Consider the following 15,944-nt stretch of genomic DNA (forward strand, 5'->3'; position numbering starts at 1 on the left):
CATCCTCACATGTGCGGTGCAGGGGCCAGGGTCAGGTCGTCCGGCCCGGCGGGGACGGGACGGCCCCAGGACCGGGCCGCCTGCGCGAACCGCGGCATGCCGTAGTGGGCGAACGCGGCTGGGGCGTTGGGGACCAGGTCGCCCACGAGGACCCGGGCCACGCGCAGCCCCGTGGGGGCGATGTCCGGGGTCGTGAGGTCATGGACGACGACCCGGTGCCCGGCCTCTGCCAGCCGGCGGCGCAGGATGGAGGCCGGCACCGGGGACACCTCGGTCAACGACCCCGTCCCGAGCGACGGCTGCGTGAACCTGCCTGCGAGGTGGTGGAGCCGAGGGTCCTGCCACAGCTGGACGTGGGCGCCCAGGTCTCGGACCAGGCGCAGCTGGTCCCCTGCGCTGTCCAGGTAGCGTCGGTCGCTCCGGTGCTCCAGGTGCAGGCCTTTGGCCATGAGGCCCGCCTCGACGGCCTGGTAGACCCACCCGTCGGCCTCGACGGTGCCCAGCGTGTAGATCCAGGTGTGCACCGCCTCCAGAACCGCCTTGCGGGCGGCCTCGGCCGGGTCTGCCTTGGCCGAGAAGCCTGCGGCATACACGTCCGTGAGGGGGTCGTGGACCAGGGCCGCGAAGGCCGGTGCCAGGTCGGAGGGCATCACCACGACCCAGAACCGCAGGTCACATCCCTGCATGGCCTCGGTCAGCCCGGGCACGGTGGCTGGATCGATCCCGCGGGCAGGGCCGTCCAGGTGCCACCACAGCTCGAGGGCGTCCCTCTCGACGACCTCGAAGAGTGCCCGGTCGATCGCGTCGGCCAGACCCTGACCGGTCGCGATGCCGGCGTAGTTGAGATGGTGCACCCTGGGCAGGTGGCGATAGCGGCGCAGCCGCCAGTTCAGGTGCACCAGGCTGGACGGCGCCCACACCTGCGGGCCGGCACCCCGGGCAGCCAGGTCGGGATGGTCCTCGGCGCAGGGTACCCACAGGGTCGGGGTGTCCTGCGTGAGGTCGGTGTACTCGAACCCCGGGCGGGCGAGCTGCCAGTCCGCGAACCGTGGCAGCGTCTCGAGGTCGATCACCTCCAGGCCCTCGGCACGCAGCTCCCGTGCGGTCCCCTGGCGCAGACCCTCGCCCCCGGGAGGAAGGTGGTTGCCGCAGTACCTCTCGCAGGCCTCGCCGACCGCGGCCATCCAGGCGCCTTGGGCGTCGCCGAAGGTCGTTCCGAGCGATACCCGATCGGCGGGCCACTCGCCGAGGCGGCGTGCGTCGGACACCTCTGCGGTCAGGGACGTGTAGGCCTGTGGTGCCCGCTCGGGAGTGAGGACCTCACGCACTCGGCGGATGATCCCGCACTGCTCGTCGACGAGGGCGTCCAGGGGCCAGGCCGGGCGGTCGGTGATGCTCATGCAGCTCTCCTGGGGGAGGTGGGGATCCATCCGGAGCGGGGGTCCAGGCGCAGCCAGGCCTGCAGCCGCCGTGCCTGGAGGGTGGTGGGGTGGTACGCGGCTGCCGCCTCGGCCCAGGCCGTGACGACAGGCATCAGTCCGCCCCAGGTGCGCAGCGCGGCCCTGACCGGGTGGTCCTGGGCCAGCTCGGTGCCCATCCCATGGCCCCAGCCACCCGTGACCAGGGACGCCGGGCCGGGCCACGATCCGGCGAGCAGCCGCGCGTCCTCGGCGAAGAAGTCGTCGTCGCCGGTCACCACCAGGAGAGGCAGGTTCATCGGCGACCACCGGGCGACGGGGTCAGGCCGGGGTGCGTCCCAGAGCCGTCGCCACAGCACGGGCAGGTCCGCCTGCGCGGTGGCAGCCGCTGACCGGGGCAGGACGGCGAGGATCTCCGGCGGCAGGTCGTCCAGCACCGATCGGACGCCGCCCTGCTCGGCCCGGGCGCACAGCAGGTCGAGGGCGGCCGGGGGCACGGCCGGGCCGGAGACCCGTCCGCACCCGTGCTGCAGCCACCACCCGAGGCGGTCTCGCACGCGGGGGGTCCCGTCGGGGGCATGGGCGGTGTCCCAGAGCCCGAGGGCCGGCACCATGGCGACGATCCCGGCCGGGCGGGGGCCACCCGTGCGGGTCAGCACCCGCGTGGCCTCGAGGGCGGCGTAGGCGCCGTACGACGAGCCGCTCAGCAGCAACGGGCCGTGCACCCGCCCGGCCGTCGCAAGCGCGCGCACGGTGTCGGCGCCGTCGGGCCCCTCGTGCTCGTAGGGGATCCACCGGCCGCCGGATCCGTGGCGGCCTCTCACGTCCTGGACGTAGGCGTGGTATCCCGCGCGGGCCCAGCTCGACGCCTCGGAGACGAGCCTGGACGCGTCGTAGGGGGTCCGGATCAGCACGGTGCCGCGAGCCCGGGCAGGAGAGGCCGACACGTGGAGGGTGCGCAGCGTGGTGCCGTCGCCGGCGGCGACGGCGACGGGGGTCACGTCCACGCGGCGGGCGCTCATCTCAGCGGCTCCGTCTCGGGCACCCGCAGCACGGGGTGTTCGCTGAGACGCAGGGGGGTCATCTCCAGCCGGAACAGCAGGCTCGGTCCGCGGGCGGGAACCTGGTGGAGAAGGTCCAAGCAGGATTCCAGGACGTGCGCTGCCGCCAGCGCCGCGGCGACTGGTGGCAGGTCGAGGAGCGGGTCGCCGCCCACCTCGTGCCAGGTCCGTGCGAGGTGCTCGGGTGCGGGGCTGGCCGCCATCCTCCGGGCGCGCACGTCGACGGCCCGGACGGCGCGCGGATCTGACGGGTCGGCGAGCGGGTGGACGAAGAGCACATCGTCCTCGCGGTGCACCCGGACGACTGCGAACCCGGCTGCCAGGTCCGCGTCCGCGATGTCCTCGTCGTCCTGGTTGCGGATGGCGTGCAGGGCCAGGGTGAGCGAGGCGTCGGCAGGGGCGGCACAGGTGCGGTCGGTGACCTCCTGCGGGCTCCCCACCTGCGCAAGCGCGCTCAGGACGGGGCCGAAGATCTGCGGTGCGTCCCCACGGACGCGGATCCCGGCTCGCTGAGGACGCCGACGTGCGGCGCGCTGCGCGAGAACCTCGTCCACCTGAGCGGTCGAGGCTTGGGGGGCGATGCGAAGGAAGGCTCCGTCGGCCGCGCGGACGACACGCGACTCGGACGAGGGGGGACTCGTCGGCATGAAAGGTCCTCACAGCTCATGAGCACGGTCTCGGTCAGGGCTGCGGGCCCGCAGCGACGTGGCCACGGGCCCGCAGCGAACGCGTCAGACCTCGAAGGGGTTCTCCACGAGGGCGTTCGAGTGGGACGCAGACAGGTGGGCCAGGTGCTCGGTCTCCTGGATCTCCACGGCGATGTCGTTCTCCATGGTGTTCTCCTCTCATTTCAGTGATGCAACGTCACCGAGGGTCGATGACTATCCGACCCTAACTGTAATGAGTATCATTCTCAATACTATGGGTTGTTCACAGGATCCACACACGACGCTCCTGGTGGTTGCCGACCAGCGCGCCCAGACCGTCCATACCTTCGATCCGCAGTCGGCCCGGTGGGAGACCGTTCTGACGGATACCGCTCTCGCCGAGCACGCCGGGCTGCTCCAGCTCCCTGACGGGCGGATCGCCTTCGTCGACGACGCGGCGGGGGAGCTGGTGCTGCTCACCCCTGGCTCCGGCCGAACGTCGGTGGAGCGGGTCCCGGTCGCCATCCCCGGAGAGCACCTGGCGTGCAGCCCCGACGGGCGCTGGCTTGCCGTGAGCACCGGGGCGGGAGACTCCTTCGAACCGAGCAGCGATCAGCTCACGCTCGTGGACCTGGCTGCTCCCGGGCGACCACGAGCGCGGCGGGTCCGTACCCGGGTGGGTGAGCCGGGCATCGCGCTCACCGATCACGAGGTCCTGCTGCGTCATCGCGCGCCAGGGGCCGTCCAGGCGTTGGGGATCGTCGAGGTGGCTGCTGCAGGTCCGCACGTGCCCCACCTCGACGGACAGGTCATCCACGAGGTGGGAGACGCAGGCCACGGGGATGCCTGGGACCCGATCAGCCGCTGCCTGCTGATCGCCACCGAGCGCGGGCTGGAACGATTCGCGGTGGAGGACGGCTCGCCTCGCCCCCTGGGGGTCGTTCCCTGGGACGCTGGGCAGAGCGGGACCAGCAGCGACGTGGGCCGGGCCTATTACCTGCGGTGCTGCCCCCGCCGACGGCTCGTCGCAGCTACGCTGCGCCGCGGCGGTGAGGATCCCCTGCGGTGGGACGACTGGGACAACCACCTGTGGGTCCATCACCTGGACACCGGACGTACCCACCTTGCACCCATCGGCCCCGGTCTGGTGTTCCGATGTGCCCTGACCCCCACCGCTCTGGTCACCACCCGCGTGCACCCGGACGGGGACGAGCTGATCGCCCACGACCTGACCGACCTGAGATCGCGTGGGACATGGTCCCTGCCGCGACTGGCCCACGGCCCCCGCCGCGGGCACGAGCCCTGGGACGACGCAGACCGGCGATCGGTCGCTGCCTGTCCCGAGGCGGAGACCGTGCTCGTCACCCGCGGCGGCCACGGTCAGGTGCACCTGGTCGACGTCCACGCGCCGGGCACACCGCTACGTACCTTTGCCGCGCCGAGCCCGCTGCGCGACGGCGGCCACGTGGGATGGTTCGCCGCGCCGTCCGCCGGCGGCCTCGACGGGATCGGTCGATGACGGCGGTCGGCTCGGCGGAGTGGTTCCTCGAGCAGATCCGTGAGGTCGGCGCAGGCGCCAGGTGGTCCGTGCCGAGGCCGACGCCCTGGGGTCTGATGCACGTCCACCGCCCAGCACGAGACGGCCGCGAGGCAGACGTCGGCGTATGGCGCAGCACCCGGTATCAGCTGGTCCACCAGGACCCTGGCCGGCTGGACCTGCCGGTCACCGATCCCGTGTCCATCCTGTCGGGAGGTGGAGCCTGCGCCGTCCTGGAGCGCGAGCCCGGCAGCGAGCGACGCGCCCTGCGCTGGGTCTGCGGCCCCGGACACCCGCCGGGTGACGTGCTGGCCCAGGGGATCTCGCCCACGACGAGACCCCTGCTGACGACGCAGGGCCAGGTCCTGCTGTGCCCTGAGCACCCCGACGGCGCCGTCCGGTCCTTGGCCACGACGGTCCACGAGGGCCGGACGCGGGTCGTCCTGGTGGAACGCACGACACGGAGCACCCGCATCACGCTCGTCCGGGAGCCCGACGAGCGTCCCGGGCGTCCGGCACCGGTCGTGGCCGAGCCGGCCGGCAGCCCGCTTCTCGACATACCGAGCTCGATCCCCACGCACCTGGTGAGCAGCGGTCCGTTGCTGCACGTCGACGACCACCTGACGACCCCCGCCGGGGACATCACCTGGCGCCTGCCCGCCGGGCGCGTGTCCGCGGTCGTCCAGGAAGACCATCATCGTCGTCCCGACGGGCCGCCCACCGCCTCACCCGGCCCCCTCCTCGCCGTGACCCGGCAGGACGGTGAGCTGCAGGTCAGGCGCCTGCAGCCGGGCGACGACCCGACACCCCCGCTGTGGCGGGCCCCGCTGGGGACCGACCTGCGAGGCATGACGGTGCACGACGACCGTTCCTTGTGGCTGGTCACCCGCCGGGCAGAGGACCCGAGCCGGTTGGAACGCCTCGACCTCACCGCCGACATACCCCCTGCCCCTGCCCAGGGCTCGCCGGGGCAGTGCCTCCATGAACGCCGTCGCACCCCGGGCGACGAGGACACATCCGTGCCCTATGTCGTCACCACCAGCCCTTGCGGCAGCAGGCGCGACGACCCGCCGGTGCTCCTGACCGTCTACGGCGGCTTCGGGGTCGAGCACTGGCCCGAGGCGGAACCCACCACAGCGGCCTGGACCAGAGCCGGTGGCCTCGTCGTCACGGCACAGGTCCGCGGCGGTGGCGAGCTCGGCCCGGCCTGGCACACCGCCGGTCGCGGCGAGCGCAAGCGTCGGGCGGTCCAGGACCTGATCGCGATCATCCGCCACGTGGTGGCTGACGGACTCACCCGACCTGGCCGGATCATCCTGTGCGGCGCGTCCCACGGGGGCCTCGTCGCGCTGCTCGCCGCCCTGGACGAGGACACCCGGCACCCGGAGGTGGGCGGGGTCGCGGTGACCGCCCCGCTCCTCGACGTCCGCGATCTCTCCAGACACGGGAACGGTCGCTTCTGGGCCGACGAGTTCCCGCGCTCGGGTGCAGGCCGAGCAGCCGTGTCACCTCTGCACGTCGTGGCCTCCGCCGACACACCCCTGCCACCCCTGTGGCTCGCGTCCATGGGGCGCGACGAGCGAGTCGCCGACGACGCGAACGACTTCGCCCGCCGATGGGCCCGACGCGGTCACGTCACCCACATCCGCGAAGCGGATTCCGCCCACATCACCTTCGATCTCGACCAGCTCGACAGCCGCGCGGCCCACATGCTCTCCTTCGCATGGAACTGCACCCGATAGCCAGGACAGTGAGATTCCCCCGCCGTCCATCCCAGGCAGCGGGAAGTGTCCGCCGGGCCTGTCACTCGTGTCTTCACCAGGACTGCCTGGAAGCCCGGGCCACAGCCGTCGTTGGGACCTAGGATGTCAACATGTCTACATCCGTGGTGAGCCTGCGCTTGGACGCCGCGACGAAGAACCGGCTGGACGCGCTGAGCGCGACCACCGGCCGCCCCGTGGCGTACTACGTGCGCGAGGCGCTCCTGGAGCACCTGGACCACCTCGAGTACGCCTACCAGCTGCGCGGCGAGGCCGAAGCCATCCGCCGTGGCGACGTCGCGACGATCTCCAGCGCAGACCTCGCCGCCGAGCTCTTCTGATGGGCTGGCAGGTCCGCTACTCCCCACGCGCCGCCAAAGCGATGCGCAAGCTCGACAAGCCCGTCGCACGCCGCGTCTTCGACGCCCTCGAGCGACTGGCCACGCTGGAAGACCCGACCGCGCCGTGCAAGGCCCTGTCCGGCCCCCTGACCGGCCTGTGGCGGCCGCGTATCGGTGACTACCGGGCCGTGCTCGACATCCGACGCGACGACGTCGTGATCATCGCCCTGGACCTCGGTCACCGATCGAGCGTCTACGACGACTGACCACCCCAGCCCGCACCGACGATGCCCCCGAGCAGAACACCCAGGACCCCAGGCCTGATGATCGCCGCGGGGCAAGTCGTCGTAAATCGAAGGCATCGACGACGCCACGGCCGAGGGCACCGACCTGACCACGCTGTCCGAAGGCGGCGGCTGGTGCGCGATCCTGCACGGCGACACCCGCCGCAGTGGCACCCGCTGGCAGGCCGGTGTGCCCCGCCCACACCGGCCACACCGCCGGGGAACCTGACACCCGACGAGCACGCCCGAGCCGGCCTTGTCCCCCGCCCATCGCCGCGCCCAGATTCTCGACGCCCTGCGCACCGGCCCCCCCACCACCGCTGACCTCGTCGCCGCCACCGGCATCCCTCGCAGCCCCATCCAGCGCCGCCTGACCGAGCTACGTGACGCCGGCCAGATCACCCGCGACGACCAGACCGGCGCCGAGGAAGCCGTACGACTCGCCGACACGCCACAGTTGCTAACAACGGAATATGGCGGATGTGGTTGTATGTCTCGCATGACCACAGATCCCAAGCCGAAGCGCGACAAGGTCTGCATGGTCCGTCTCACCACGGACGAGTGGGCCCGTCTCAACGACGAAGCCAGAGCCGAGGGCATCAGCCTTCAGGCGCTCGGCGAGCGGCGCCTGCTCGGCTACAAGAACGCGCAGGGCCGTCGTCGCCCCAACGGTGCGGTGTCGCGAAGGAAGAAGCAGGAGGAGGAGCTCCCTCTGACCGGATGACCTGACCCCAGACATGACGATGGCCCGCCCTTGGCGGGCGGGCCATCGTTCGTAAACCCAGCTCACGCGATCCCCGAAGCTTTGGCCGGCACTCGGGACCGTGTGGCTTCCTACGAAGGACTCGGACCTTGAGGGTTCGTGTCGATCGAGGTTTCGTACTCATGTTACGTATCGCCACCCCTGTCCTGGCAAGTGCAACACCCGGAGATACCGCTCTCCGGGTGAGAGTTGGGCGTTGCGTCATCACCTGTTTGCCAGGATCGCCGCAGGATCCCGCCCCCGCGCCGGTTGCCCGGACGGTGTCTGCGGACGGTCTGCGGGTCGCGGTACTGGCTCTGCGCGACCGGCCGCGACCGGCCTCGCTGCAGCGCACGGCGCCGTGCCCGCGCCGTCGGGGCCTGGCCGGCATCCCCGCCGCCGGCGCCTACGCCGGCGTGACGCCCTGGCGCCGCCGGGAGGTGTGGCTGGACGCCGTCGAGGCCATGGCCCGCGACCTCGGCGACGTGCTGCGGTCCCCGTCAGCGGCCGGCGGCCGCGGTGAGGCCATCGACGTCACCACGCTGATGCGGGTCCTACGCGCCATGGCCACCACCGGCGACCTGCGCACCGGCCGCGACATCGACGGCCACCACGGCACCATCGCCGCGCGCTGCGGCTGCTCCGAGGGCACCGTGGCCCGCGCCCTGCGGATCGCCGCCCGCGGCCTGGGGGTCCTGGTCGAGATCGCCGAAGGCCGCCGCCTGCGCCTGGCCGAGCGGCGCTGGTGCTGGGCCCGCGGCATACGCCAGCAAGGCCTGCCGAGCATCTGGGCCGCGCACTGCCCCCCCGAGCTGACCCCCTACCTCGAGCAGGCGGCCGCCCTCGGTGCTGTCCGTGCCCGCCTGACCGGCCGCAAAACCCCAGGTCACGCGCATCTTGTGGACTGCGGAGGCCATCTCGGAGAGTCCTCAACTGGAATAGAAAACTCACCTTTGACTCTCACTCACCTTGACGCGCCGCGAGCGGCGAGGCAGCCGAAGACCACGAGGGGACAGGCGAATCCGCGACGCGCGGCGGGCGTAACAAGCCCGGGAAGGGCCCTGGGGGCCGCTCTGGCGCGAGAAATCGCCTCCCGGGTGCCGTGGGGCCATCGGCTGCGTCCGCGGGCCGTAGCGGCGCACCTGGCGCCCTACGCGGCCGCCGGGTGGACCGCTGCTGCGTGGCTGGCCGCGGTCGAGCAGGGCTACCGCGACCGCGGCTGGACCCCACCAGCACAGGCCACCTCCCCTGGTGGGCTGGTCCACCACTGGTGCCAGACCCTCGACCCGGCTGCCCTCGACGTCGGCACGGGCGAGCTGCACCGTCCCCAGCCGTGCGGGCGTCCCGGATGCGACCACGGTTGGCTCACCACCACCGACGTCATGGGTCGGGTCGTGGCGGCGCCGTGCCCCGTCTGCCCGCCCATCGTGCGCACGAGTGCGTGGCAGGCCGAGACCGACCGCCTCGCCGAAGAGACCGCTGACGTGCAGGATCCTGCGGCCGCCGACGAGGTCTGCCCCACCGGTGACGACGGTGACGCCGTCCTCGAGGTGCAGGACGCCGAGGACGGGGACGTGGGTCTGCTCGAGCGGGTGGAGGCGGCCTGGACCGCAGTCCTGACCCAGCACGCCCCCCTCGCCACGTGGGAGCACAGCGACCCGGCCGTGTGGCGCGCCCTGCTCTCCGAGACCATCGCCTCCCGGCGGGCCCTGTACACCGCCGCCGGGTGGGGTCCCGAGCAGGTCGCCGCGGTCGACCCCGCAGCCGCCCACCGCACCCACACCCTGACCCGCCTCGCCACCCGCACCAAGCGAGCCCGCCGCGGCTGACCCTGGGGGGCCAGGCCAGCCCCGGTCAGGGGTGGCCCAGACCCTCGGCCTCGCGCGCGCATGTACGCGCCCGCGAGGCGCGGGCGCGCGTAAGGACGCTCTCTCGCTCTCGACTCTCGGTGCCGGTGGCCATCCCGGTGCCGGCGACATCCCCGCAGGTCAGGGCCGGTGGTCAAGGTGGCCACCGGGCCGGTGGCCACCCGGTGGCCAGACCTGAGCCGGTGGCCACCCGGTGGCCACCGATCACGGGGTCCCGGTGGCCACCGGGTGAGCGGTGAGCCAGCACGCATCGTGGGGCCGTCGCACCCGTACGACAGCCACCAGACAAGCCCTGTGGACCGGGCGCGCACGCCCCATGACGATTACCGCGAGAGATGACCCTTCGGGGAGCTGAACCGGCGCCCTCAGCTCGCCTGAGGGCGCCCCCTCCCCCATGCCTGAGAACGTTGCCGTGTCGTCTTCGTAGGCTGCTGGGATGACCGTCCCTCCCCCGCCTCGTCGTCGTGGAGTCCCGCTGGGTGAGCGGCCCGCGGGCGGGGCCGGTGGGCCGCTGGAGGGCGGAGAGCTGCGGGCGCCGCGGCGGCGGATGGTGTGGGTGGCGGCGGTCGATGGGGCTCGGGGGCAGCAGCGGCATCCGGGGCTGGCGCACGCCTTCCGGCGTCGCGGCGACGGGGCGTGGCAGGTGCGGTGCACCTACCTGGTGGAGGACGGCAGCGTCGAGGGCGTCACCGTCAGCCAGTGGCTCACCGCCGAGCTCGTCACACCCGCCACCGAGGTCTGAGCACCGCTCCTGGACGGGCGGGATCGTCCCTCTTCCCCGCGGACGCTTACGGCATACCTCGCGGCGTCTGCACCAGCCCGCCGTGGGCACTCTCCGTCACCACGACCCGGGGCCGGTCCCCCTCGATCCCGGGGGTGCGGGCCGGCACTACGGGTCCTGGCCACCGCCGCCGCCGTGCGCCGGTCCGGGCCCGGGCCCGCAAGGGGTCTGGGGGCAGCGTGCCCCCAGCTGGACGCCCCCAGCCATCGGGTGCGGGGCCTCTCCCCTGGCCGGGTCTGCCCACCGGCGCCCACCGGCCTCGCGCGCGCACGCGCCTACGCGCGTAGGCAGCGCTTTCGCCGGTTCCCGGTGGGCGCCGGTGGGCAGGCACGAAACCACAGGTCAGAACCGGTGGGTCAGTGGGCAGCCCCGGTGGGCGCCGATGGGCACGCCCCCGAGGCTGCCCACCGGCCTGATCAAGCTCACCGGACGGGTCCAGGACCCCTCGATCGGACCCGAGACCGGCACCGGTCCAGGCGCCTCGCACGCGGGAGCGGACCGGCCCACGGGGCCGTCGATCCCAGGACTAGGACGACCGCGCGAGGGCCCGATCAGCCGCGATGACGAGCCCACCGGTTCGATCTCCACCCCCCCGCTCTAGGTCACGGAAAGTAACTACCGGGGGTGGGGTGGGTCCTGGTCGTGGGGCCGGCGGCGGGGACTGCTGCTGGGGCACGCTGCCCCCAGACCCCCTGCGGCCCGACGGGCACGGCAGCCGCCGGAGATGTCACGCGCGGGTGTGGAGGTTGGCTGCCGCACCCGTCGGCTCGGGCTTCTGACAGGACATCCGGGGTGCGGGCTGAGGCTCGGTGGTGTTCCCGCGGAGGTCTGACCGGATGGGAATCCATGCGTCTATGACATAGATGGACCAGGTTTCTGCGATGAAGAGACTTGACTTATTTGAGGTTATTGACCATCTAGCGGTTACTGACAGTACTGCTAGACTGGACCAGTCCGAGGAGGGCGATGCGCGGGCATGGTCCTGCGAGAGGGCTGGGTCATCGAGTACGGGGTGCCGCGCGAGCAGGGCGTGGGGCGACCGGTGGTGGTCCTGTTCTTGACCTGTCTGGTCGGACCGCAGTCGATGTGTAAGACCTAGGAGATCCAGCATGACCGTGTATGCCGTTGCCTTGTCCAAGGGTGGTTCGACCAAGACCACCGTGGCTGCCGAGCTCGTGGTTGGGCTGGCGCGTCGGGGTCGCCGCGTGCTGGCGATAGACCTTGATCAGCAGGGCAATTTCACGACTCGCCTGGGCATTGGTGATGACACCGAGGTCCAGGCTGTGGCTGCCGATGTTCTGCTTGCTGAGGCTACGGCCGCGGAGGCGGCCGTAGCCTCCCCGAGCGTGAGTGGGGCGAGCGTGCTTGCCGGGACGCACGACCTGGCCACGTTGGACCAGCGTCCGGAGGTCATCACGTCCTTGCGTGACTACCTGCCGAGCCTGGCGGGGGAGTGGGACGACATCGTGATTGACACCCCACCCGCTCTTGGCCTGGTCACCCTGGCTGCTCTGGCAGCCGCTGACGTGGTGGTCTGTGCCGTGGCGTGCACGACCGAGGCCTATGACCAGATCGACCGGCTCGTGGAAGTCATCGCCCAGCGCATCGCGCCGCGCATGAATCCCGGTCAGCGCGTGCACTTCTTCGTCCCGACTCGTCACGACACCCGCCGACGGCTCGACCGTGAGGTCGTAGAAGCGCTGGAAGAAAACTATCCCGGCCTGGTGACCCCGCCCGTGTGCGAAGGAGTCGCGGCGAAGGATGCCTACACCGCCGGCCAGCCCGTGAGCATCTACGCCCCGCGGTCCAAGGTCGCTGTCGAGTACGCCCACGCCGTCGCTCACATCATCGACGCCCAGACGCCTGACCCAGGCTCTGGACCTACTTCACCCCGTATGCACTGAGGAGTGCCACGTATGCCGCAGCGCAAGAGCTTGAAGGATCGCAACCGGGCCAGCATCGCGGCCGACCCGACCCTTCGGGCAACCGACCCTGCTCCTGCCCCTGCAGCGAGCCGGCACTCGATGCCTCCCGCTACGAAGCAGCCCGCCGCGCCAGGTGAGGACGTCTTCGTGGAGCCCGAACCTGTCCGCTCTACCCGTAGCAGCACCACCGACACGATCCAGACAACCCGGATCGGCATCTACCTCACGCCCCAGCAGTTCGAGGGTGCTAAGGCCGCCTATCTGGTCGACTGGCAGAAAGGTGGGAACGCTGACACTTTCGCTCGCTGGATCGCGCAGGCCATCGAGACCCACGCGGCACGCACTCCTGAGCAACGCGCCACCACCAGCCAGCCCCGAGGCCGATCCGCCGTGCGAACCGGCTCATCACGATCATTTGCCATCCCGACACCGATCGTGGCCCTGATGCGTCAAGCAATCAACGCTGACCACGCCGCTGACCGCTGGCCCAGCGACTCCGCATGGTGTGCCGAGGCCATCGACCTGGCCACAGCCGCGGCACGCGCTAAGAACGGGGGCACACTGCCCACGCCACCACCGCGGCTACCCAACCGCCTCGTGCGCTAACCAACTCAACCAGAAACAGAGCATGACAACTCTGGACTTTATAGACTAAATAGACTGTACAACGATTCTGCCGATCTCAGCAGTGCTAGACTAACTAGCAATACTCGCGTAACAAGACCAGGCAAGTGATCCTGGGTGATGTGTATCGGATGCGCGGGTCGGCCGCCCATGCGGCGCGCTGAGCGCGTGCAAGGTCACGCTGGTGAGCCAGGAGGCACGCACGACACGGCACCGGCTCACGCGAGACCGGTGGGACCGGGGCTGGTGCGGAGCACGCCGGGCACCGGGGCCGGGGATACCGCGTCGCGCTCATACCCACCAGCATCCCAACACCCACCACGACGCCGGCGACCGTCCACAGGACCCTCACCCCGCCCACCGTCGCGGGCGCGGCATACCCCCGGCGCGCGAGAGGGGGTGGGGGAGGGCGCCCGGGGTATGCCGGTCTGGGTGGTCAGTGGGCGGCGTCGTAGAGGTCTTGCAGCTCGCGGGAGATTCGGCCGACCTGGCTGATCTGGTGGCCCTGCTCGCGCAGCCATGCCCGCATCTCCCCGTTACGGCGACGGTCTGCGCTGCTGGTGGTGCCGCGGCTGGCGCCGCGGGTGCTGGTCTTGCGGGTGGTGGTGCGCCGGCCGTGACCGATCCACGACGATAGGTCTTCGCGGAGCTTGGTGGCGTGCTCGGTGGTCAGGTCGATCTCGTACTCCACGCCGTCGAGCGCGAAGCGCACCGTCTCGTCGGCGGGGTCGCCGGTGATGTCGTCCTCGAGGATGACCTGAACGCGCTGTGCCATGAGGGATGGCCCCTTTCTGGTGGGGTGCGGGAATGCTCGGCGGCTACTGTGCCATATCTTCTGCCGAGAATCGTGGGTAACCCTGAGAGGTCTTTGCCTTCAGCAAAAAAATCCTGGTGGGTACGCCTCGGGAAATATTCCATGATGATGCTGGACGCATCACGGATGTCGCCGAGGGCAAGTCCGGTACGTAGCAGCACGAGGTGGGGCCGGTCACGTGGATCACGTGGCCGGACCCACCTCGTGCGCGCCCCCGGAGTGGCTTCCGCGCGGCGCGAGGCCCGGTATCGGCTCACCGGACGCGGTGGTGGGGTGGTGGGGTCGACCCCACCACCCCACCCGCGAAGCCAGTCGCGTGACGCCGGCCCACGAGCAGTTCGAGCCGTGCGAGCGTTTCGATGAGAGGGGGTGATGAACGTATTTTGCTTTTACTCCTCAGTCTTGTCTCTAAATTGAGAAACCTAATCCGAATGGGCGATGCGCGTAGTGCAATCTCCAATGTGGCATCTGGGATATACTGGCTCTTCGGACTTGAGCGTGGGTTGAGCACGGCGGTGGGGTGGGGGTAGGGGTCGAGGTCCCTGGCAGGATCGGAGGACTCTTACCTCGCACCGTTCCGCCGAAGGACCCCGACTGTGTCTGACTCTACGTTGTGCTGCTCTGCTGCTGGTTCGTGCTCGTCGTGTGACACGTGGCTCGGGTTGTCGGGGATGCGCGTTCTGGGCGCCGCCGACGATGGCCAGGGCCGGTTGGTGGTGCGGGTCGAGTCGGTCCTGGACGTAGCGGGCTGCCCGGTGTGCGGGGTCGTCGCCCACGCCCACGCCCATGACCGTGACGACGTGGCGCTGGTGGACGCGCCGTCGTTCGGTCGACCGGTGCGGTTGGTGTGGGTCAAGCGCCGCTACACCTGTCCCGAACCCGCCTGTGCGGGTGGAACTTTCGTCGAGCAGGACGACGACATCGCAGCCCCGCGGGCTCTCCTGACCACGCGGGCGGTGGGGTGGGCAGTCGCCCAGCTGCGTCGTGAGCACGCCTCCATCGCGGGACTGGCTCGCCAGCTCGGGGTGGACTGGAAGACCTTGTGGCGTGCCGTCCGGTCTCACCTGGAACGCCTCGACACCGACCCGGCCCGGTTCGATGGCGTGCGGATGCTCGGTGTCGACGAGCATGTGTGGCATCACGTGGACCAGCGCAAGCGTGGCCCGAAGATGCTCACCGGGATGGTCGATCTGACCCGTGACCAGGACGGACGCGTCCACGCGCGTCTGCTCGACCTCGTGCCCGGCAGGTCCGGGACCGTGTACGGGGACTGGCTCACTCAGCGCGGCGAGGCGTTCCGTGCCGGAATCGAGGTCGCGACGCTGGACCCGTTCCACGGGTACAAGAACGCCATCACCGAACACCTGCAGGATGCGACCGCAGTCGTCGACGCGTTCCACATCGTCAAGCTCGCCACCGCCTGCGTCGACGACGTGCGCCGCCGCGTCCAGCACGACACCCTCGGGCATCGCGGAAGGAAGGGCGACTCGCTGTACGGGATCCGCACCATCCTGCGCGCGTCCCGGGACCGGCTCACCGACAGGCAGAAGACTCGCCTGACCAGGGCGTTCACCGCCCATGAGGACCACCTGGAAGTCGAGGTCGCCTGGCACATCGCTCAAGACATCCGCGCTCTCTTCCACGCCGACACCCCCGCGACCGGGCGCGCCCGCGCCGAGCGGCTCCTGAAGATCCTGCCGACCTGCCCCATCCCCGAAGTACGGCGCCTCGGCCGAACACTGCGCCAGTGGGCCGATGCCCTGCTGGCGTACTTCACCACCGACGGCGCGTCTAACAGCGGCACCGAAGCCGTCAACAACCTCATCGAGCTCCACCGCCGCATCGCCCGCGGCTTCCGCAACCGCGACAACTACCGCCTACGCTGCCTCCTCGTCGGCGGCGGACTCACCCCATGACCCCACGCTCAAGTCCGAAGAGCCGGTCTTCTCGATCCAGGTGACGATGGCCAGGCGTAGCTGGTCACGGGTAGCCCACCGCTGCTGGTTGAGGACGTTCTTCTGCAGCAGGGCGAAGAACGACTCCATGGCGGCGTTGTCCGCGCTCGTCCCGACCCGCCCCATCGACCCGGTCAGGCCGAACGCCGCGAGTGCGGAAACGTAGGTGCGGGAACGGAATTGGGCG

Annotated in this window: 15 protein-coding genes and 1 pseudogene; 10 read left to right on the forward strand and 6 right to left on the reverse strand. The window is 70.9% G+C overall.

From position 1 onward, the window contains the following. Window positions 1–5 precede the first annotated feature (5 nt). From ACK2IS_RS00235 to amiA, 4 genes are all read right to left on the reverse strand, one after another. Window positions 6–1,400 (reverse strand): YcaO-like family protein, encoded by a 1,395-nt coding sequence (locus tag ACK2IS_RS00235; RefSeq protein ID WP_241454352.1) that lies wholly within the window; start codon window positions 1,398–1,400, stop codon window positions 6–8. Beyond that, complete coding sequence (locus ACK2IS_RS00240; protein ID WP_241454359.1) at window positions 1,397–2,440, reverse strand: CocE/NonD family hydrolase; 1,044 nt, start codon at window positions 2,438–2,440, stop codon at window positions 1,397–1,399. Before ACK2IS_RS00240 ends, ACK2IS_RS00235 begins: the two co-directional genes overlap by 4 nt. After that, window positions 2,437–3,033: a hypothetical protein gene (locus tag ACK2IS_RS00245; RefSeq protein WP_409482822.1), complete on the reverse strand. Its 597-nt coding sequence runs from the start codon at window positions 3,031–3,033 to the stop codon at window positions 2,437–2,439. The genes ACK2IS_RS00240 and ACK2IS_RS00245 overlap by 4 nt, the downstream gene beginning before the upstream one ends. Window positions 3,034–3,210: 177 nt before the next feature. Further along, a complete protein-coding gene (gene amiA / locus ACK2IS_RS00250) occupies window positions 3,211–3,312 on the reverse strand; it encodes a streptamidine family RiPP (RefSeq protein ID WP_241449209.1) in 102 nt (33 codons plus the stop codon). Window positions 3,313–3,436: 124 nt separating this feature from the next. On the opposite strand from amiA, the gene ACK2IS_RS00255 reads away from it, so the two are divergent. The 9 genes from ACK2IS_RS00255 (at window position 3,437) to ACK2IS_RS00295 (ending at window position 12,970) form a co-directional block, all read left to right on the forward strand. Then, on the forward strand, window positions 3,437–4,645 hold the full coding sequence (locus ACK2IS_RS00255) for a hypothetical protein (RefSeq protein WP_241454363.1): 1,209 nt from the start codon (window positions 3,437–3,439) through the stop codon (window positions 4,643–4,645). Continuing rightward, window positions 4,642–6,405, forward strand: coding sequence for a prolyl oligopeptidase family serine peptidase (locus tag ACK2IS_RS00260; protein WP_409482823.1), 1,764 nt, complete (start codon window positions 4,642–4,644; stop codon window positions 6,403–6,405). The genes ACK2IS_RS00255 and ACK2IS_RS00260 overlap by 4 nt, the downstream gene beginning before the upstream one ends. Before the next feature lie 131 nt (window positions 6,406–6,536). Then, window positions 6,537–6,764 carry a ribbon-helix-helix protein, CopG family gene (locus ACK2IS_RS00265; RefSeq protein ID WP_241454365.1) on the forward strand — a complete coding sequence of 76 codons (228 nt, stop codon included), beginning with the start codon at window positions 6,537–6,539 and terminating at the stop codon, window positions 6,762–6,764. After that, complete coding sequence (locus tag ACK2IS_RS00270; RefSeq protein WP_241454367.1) at window positions 6,764–7,030, forward strand: type II toxin-antitoxin system RelE family toxin; 267 nt, start codon at window positions 6,764–6,766, stop codon at window positions 7,028–7,030. The genes ACK2IS_RS00265 and ACK2IS_RS00270 overlap by 1 nt, the downstream gene beginning before the upstream one ends. Before the next feature lie 274 nt (window positions 7,031–7,304). Beyond that, on the forward strand, window positions 7,305–7,772 hold the full coding sequence (locus ACK2IS_RS00275) for a helix-turn-helix domain-containing protein (protein WP_241454368.1): 468 nt from the start codon (window positions 7,305–7,307) through the stop codon (window positions 7,770–7,772). 299 nt (window positions 7,773–8,071) lie between these two features. Further along, entirely contained in the window at window positions 8,072–9,619 is a 1,548-nt protein-coding gene (locus tag ACK2IS_RS00280) for a hypothetical protein (RefSeq protein ID WP_409482812.1), read from the forward strand. A gap of 475 nt (window positions 9,620–10,094) precedes the next feature. Beyond that, entirely contained in the window at window positions 10,095–10,400 is a 306-nt protein-coding gene (locus tag ACK2IS_RS00285) for a hypothetical protein (protein ID WP_409482813.1), read from the forward strand. Window positions 10,401–11,548: 1,148 nt separating this feature from the next. Next, window positions 11,549–12,343 (forward strand): ParA family protein, encoded by a 795-nt coding sequence (locus tag ACK2IS_RS00290; protein ID WP_241454376.1) that lies wholly within the window; start codon window positions 11,549–11,551, stop codon window positions 12,341–12,343. A gap of 12 nt (window positions 12,344–12,355) precedes the next feature. Next, window positions 12,356–12,970 carry a hypothetical protein gene (locus tag ACK2IS_RS00295; protein ID WP_241454377.1) on the forward strand — a complete coding sequence of 205 codons (615 nt, stop codon included), beginning with the start codon at window positions 12,356–12,358 and terminating at the stop codon, window positions 12,968–12,970. Window positions 12,971–13,424: 454 nt separating this feature from the next. Here the strand turns inward: ACK2IS_RS00295 and ACK2IS_RS00300 are convergent, their stop codons facing one another. Continuing rightward, on the reverse strand, window positions 13,425–13,763 hold the full coding sequence (locus ACK2IS_RS00300; protein WP_241454378.1) for a histone-like nucleoid-structuring protein Lsr2: 339 nt from the start codon (window positions 13,761–13,763) through the stop codon (window positions 13,425–13,427). A gap of 710 nt (window positions 13,764–14,473) precedes the next feature. On the opposite strand from ACK2IS_RS00300, the gene ACK2IS_RS00305 reads away from it, so the two are divergent. Next, window positions 14,474–15,718: an ISL3 family transposase gene (locus tag ACK2IS_RS00305; RefSeq protein WP_407568323.1), complete on the forward strand. Its 1,245-nt coding sequence runs from the start codon at window positions 14,474–14,476 to the stop codon at window positions 15,716–15,718. A 24-nt stretch (window positions 15,719–15,742) separates the two neighbouring features. On the opposite strand, the pseudogene ACK2IS_RS00310 reads toward ACK2IS_RS00305, so the two are convergent. Next, window positions 15,743–15,943, reverse strand: a pseudogene (locus ACK2IS_RS00310) (integrase core domain-containing protein); the annotation flags it as partial. Window position 15,944 lies beyond the last annotated feature (1 nt).

Source organism: Arsenicicoccus dermatophilus (genome assembly GCF_046267915.1).
Lineage (GTDB): Bacteria > Actinomycetota > Actinomycetes > Actinomycetales > Dermatophilaceae > Arsenicicoccus > Arsenicicoccus dermatophilus_A.

What these genes read in the sequence shown, in the direction of transcription:
- ACK2IS_RS00265 (WP_241454365.1), top strand. Translation starts at nt 6,537, where the DNA reads ATGTCTACATCCGTGGTGAGCCTGCGCTTGGACGCCGCGACGAAGAAC.
- ACK2IS_RS00300 (WP_241454378.1), bottom strand. Translation starts at nt 13,763, where the DNA reads ATGGCACAGCGCGTTCAGGTCATCCTCGAGGACGACATCACCGGCGAC.
- ACK2IS_RS00240 (WP_241454359.1), bottom strand. Translation starts at nt 2,440, where the DNA reads ATGAGCGCCCGCCGCGTGGACGTGACCCCCGTCGCCGTCGCCGCCGGC.
- ACK2IS_RS00270 (WP_241454367.1), top strand. Translation starts at nt 6,764, where the DNA reads ATGGGCTGGCAGGTCCGCTACTCCCCACGCGCCGCCAAAGCGATGCGC.
- amiA (WP_241449209.1), bottom strand. Translation starts at nt 3,312, where the DNA reads ATGGAGAACGACATCGCCGTGGAGATCCAGGAGACCGAGCACCTGGCC.
- ACK2IS_RS00305 (WP_407568323.1), top strand. Translation starts at nt 14,474, where the DNA reads ATGCGCGTTCTGGGCGCCGCCGACGATGGCCAGGGCCGGTTGGTGGTG.
- ACK2IS_RS00260 (WP_409482823.1), top strand. Translation starts at nt 4,642, where the DNA reads ATGACGGCGGTCGGCTCGGCGGAGTGGTTCCTCGAGCAGATCCGTGAG.
- ACK2IS_RS00235 (WP_241454352.1), bottom strand. Translation starts at nt 1,400, where the DNA reads ATGAGCATCACCGACCGCCCGGCCTGGCCCCTGGACGCCCTCGTCGAC.
- ACK2IS_RS00295 (WP_241454377.1), top strand. Translation starts at nt 12,356, where the DNA reads ATGCCGCAGCGCAAGAGCTTGAAGGATCGCAACCGGGCCAGCATCGCG.
- ACK2IS_RS00285 (WP_409482813.1), top strand. Translation starts at nt 10,095, where the DNA reads ATGACCGTCCCTCCCCCGCCTCGTCGTCGTGGAGTCCCGCTGGGTGAG.
- ACK2IS_RS00290 (WP_241454376.1), top strand. Translation starts at nt 11,549, where the DNA reads ATGACCGTGTATGCCGTTGCCTTGTCCAAGGGTGGTTCGACCAAGACC.